3 protein-coding genes are annotated in these 3,368 nt (G+C 52.2%); all 3 read left to right on the top strand.

Translation table 11 applies throughout. The features are described from left to right. On the top strand, positions 1–1,183 hold a 1,183-nt coding region (locus V6D20_09920; GenBank protein HEY9816096.1), incomplete at its 5' end, for an NAD(P)/FAD-dependent oxidoreductase. Positions 1,184–1,216: 33 nt separating this feature from the next. Then, positions 1,217–2,308 (top strand): glycosyltransferase family A protein, encoded by a 1,092-nt coding sequence (locus V6D20_09915; protein HEY9816095.1) that lies wholly within the window; start codon positions 1,217–1,219, stop codon positions 2,306–2,308. A 15-nt stretch (positions 2,309–2,323) separates the two neighbouring features. Next, the coding region (locus V6D20_09910; GenBank protein ID HEY9816094.1) for a glycosyltransferase at positions 2,324–3,368 on the top strand (1,045 nt) is incomplete at its 3' end.

Genomic DNA, 3,368 nt, shown 5'->3' with positions numbered 1-3,368 from the left:
TTTTAACTACCCTCTCGATCCCTTTGATGTAGTCAAAAAACTAGGTATTGGCCGTAGTTTATCGATTGTAGCCAGCTACTTAAAAGCGAGGCTTTCTCCCTTACCCGAAGAAGAAAGTCTCGAAGATTGGGTGATCAACCGCTTTGGCGAGAAGCTGTACTATACCTTCTTCAAGACTTATACCGAAAAAGTTTGGGGGATTTCTTGTCAGCAAATCCGTGCCGACTGGGCTGCCCAACGTATTCGTGGTCTATCGCTAAAGAAAGCTATCACCGATGCCCTATTTGGCAAAAGTGATGCCAAGACGTTAATTAAAACCTTCCAATATCCTCGCCTAGGGCCAGGCATGATGTGGGAACGGTTTCAAACCCTGTTAGAAAAACAGGGTAGTCCCGTGCATCTCAACACCCGTGTTGTGCAAATCGATCGGGAAGGGCAACGCATTCAGCGGGTTATTGCTGAGCAGAACGGTGAAACCCAGATCTATGAAGGGGATCACTTTATCTCCAGTATGCCTGTGACCAAGCTGCTGCAATGCCTGAATCCGCCGCCGCCGCCGGAGGTACTGACAGCGGCCAAGTCCCTGAAGTACCGAGATTTCTTGATCGTAGCGCTGGTTATCGATGCACCATCGTTGTTTCCCGACAACTGGCTCTATATCCACAGCCCTGAATTTCAGGTAGGACGCATCCAAAATTTCAAAAACTGGAGCCCGGATATGGTGCCGGATGCTAGTAAAACCTGTCTGGGAATGGAATATTTTTGTAGCCAAGGTGACCCGGTTTGGGAATCCTCGGAAGAGACCCTCATCCAGCTAGCCACGGAAGAAGTGGTGAAGCTAGGTTTGGTGAACGATCCCAAGCTGGTGCAAGATGGCACGGTGATTCGACAACTTAAGGCCTATCCAGTCTACGACGTGGACTACCGGCAGCACCTCCAGGTGATCCAAGATTACGTCGAAACCTTCGACAATCTATACACCGTCGGGCGGAATGGGATGCATCGATATAACAATCAGGATCATTCCATGCTCACGGGGCTGCTCGCAGCTCGTAACGTGTTAGGCGATCGCCACTCCCTATGGACGGTGAATACCGAACGCTCCTACTACGAAGAGTTCCAGCAGTCAGGATCAGGATCTTCAGACGTTGCATCGGTCTCCAACCAGCTTAAATTTAGCTGACCTGCCCCGCGCTGCTCTGATTGATAGACGCCTATGCCCTCTGATCCCCTAATTTCCGTGATTATCCCGGTCTACAATGCCGCTGACGTGCTTCCCCAAACCCTCACCTCGGTCCTGGCTCAGACCTATCCCCAGATGGAGGTGATTCTTGTAGACGATGGCTCAACGGACGACACGGTGGCGATCGCCCAAGCTGTAGCCAATGGGGATCCCCGAGTGCAAATCCTCCAGCAGGCCAATGGCGGTGTGGCAGCCGCCAGAAATGCCGCGATCGCCCAAGCCCAGGGGGAGTTCATTGCCCCCATTGATGCCGATGATCTGTGGCATCCCCAGACCTTGGCAAAACTCTTAGCCGCGTTGGTGGCCCACGGGGAAACCGCCGGGGTCGCCTATGCCTGGTCGGTAGATATAGATCAATATAGTCAGCCAACGGGGCAATTTCGGGCAGCGACGGTGGCGGGGCCGGTGTTAGCCACGCTGATTTGCCACAATTTTATTGGCAATGCCAGCGCCACCCTCATTCGCCGGCGCTACCTGGATCGGATCGGTGCCTATGACCCGCACCTGCGGGCCCAGCAGGCCCAAGGGTGTGAAGATTGGGATCTGTACCTACGTCTGGCAGACTGCTGCGAGTTTTGCGTGGTACCCGATTTTTTGGTGGGTTATCGTAAGACGGTGGGCAGTATGTCGGGAGATTTCAACCAAATGGCGAAGTCTCACCAGCTCATTCTCCAACGAGTGCGAGACAAGCATCCTGAGATATCCGGCTGGTTGTACCGCCTGTCTGCCAGCAGCCTCTATGTTTACTTTGCGCAACAAAGTTTTCAGTATGGGCTACCTCAGGCTAGCTTAGACTGGATTCGGCGGGCGATCGCCATCGATCCCCTCACACCCCTAGGTCGTTTGGGTGTTTATCGGCTGGCCCTCCTCAGTTGGCTCCAGCACAGGGGCCTGCTGTCGCCCATGGTCTGTGTTCCACCGGAAAATCTGGGGAGCGATCGCCCTAGCTCAGATCTAGAATCGAATCTAGATTCCATCTTTGCTACAGCTCCGGTTCAGAGTTTGCGTCTGAGATTCAAATTGTTGGTTGGTACTAGTTTGCACTGGTTATTATCTCGCATCTAACTCTAGAGGATGTCTATGCTGTTTCCCATCAAAGTTGTTGATATCGAACTCAGCCAGCCCATCCCCACCTTTGAGGGACTGGAAGATTACATGGGTCTGCAGGGGCTCGTCCGCCTGCATGGTGTACCGCTTGGCTATGTCAAAGCACCCATTTCCCTGGGACGCTGCACGGCTGCAACTCTGGGTAAGCTCATTCTAGAGCAGCACAGTTGGGCGATTATTTGTCAGCTTCTGAAAAATGGGTTGATGGCTCCAGAACGTCCGGAGGATCTGACTCTTGAAGCATTGATCGACCTCCCATTGGTGGAGACCGTGACAGACTGGCCCTCGGTTACCGTTGCCGTCTGCACCCGCGATCGCCCTGATGATATGAAGCTCTGCCTAGAGGCTATCAGTCACCTTGACTATCCCAACTTAGAAGTACTGGTCATTGATAATGCCCCGGCCACCGAAGGCACAAAAGACCTTGTAGACGCCCACTATCCCCAAGTTCGCTATGTGCGAGAACCACGACCCGGTCTAGACTGGGCCCGCAACCGTGCCATTTTGGAAGCCAAGGGCGAGATCATTGCCTACACGGATGATGATGTTGCTGTCGATCCGGGTTGGGTGAAGGGACTAACACGGGTTTTTGTTGAAAATCCTGAGGTTATGGCAGTTACGGGATTAGTAGTTCCCTATGAGCTGGAACACGAATCTCAGGTTCTGTTTGAAGAATATGGCGGCTTTGGGCGTGGGTTTGAAACAAAATGGTACTTCAAGCAAGAGACAAAACTGCCTTGGCAATGGTTTGGCGCAGGACAGTTTGGAACAGGGGCTAACATGGCCTACCGTCGTTCAGTCTTTGAATCTATTGGTTTTTTCAATCCAGCTCTAGATGTTGGCACCGTCACCAATGGTGGAGGTGACTTAGAGATGTTTGTTCGTGTTCTTAAGGCAGGGCATCCTTTGGTATACGAGCCAACAGCCATGATTCGCCATCGTCACCGCCAAGAATACGAAAAACTGCAACGACAAATATCCTACAATGGGATTGGTCTATATGCTTATTTTGCCTGCC

This window comes from Candidatus Obscuribacterales bacterium, from assembly GCA_036703605.1.
Classification (GTDB): Bacteria; Cyanobacteriota; Cyanobacteriia; order RECH01; family RECH01; genus RECH01.
The sequence above is the reverse complement of the archived record's forward strand: the minus strand, read 5'-3'. Positions and strand labels throughout refer to the sequence as shown.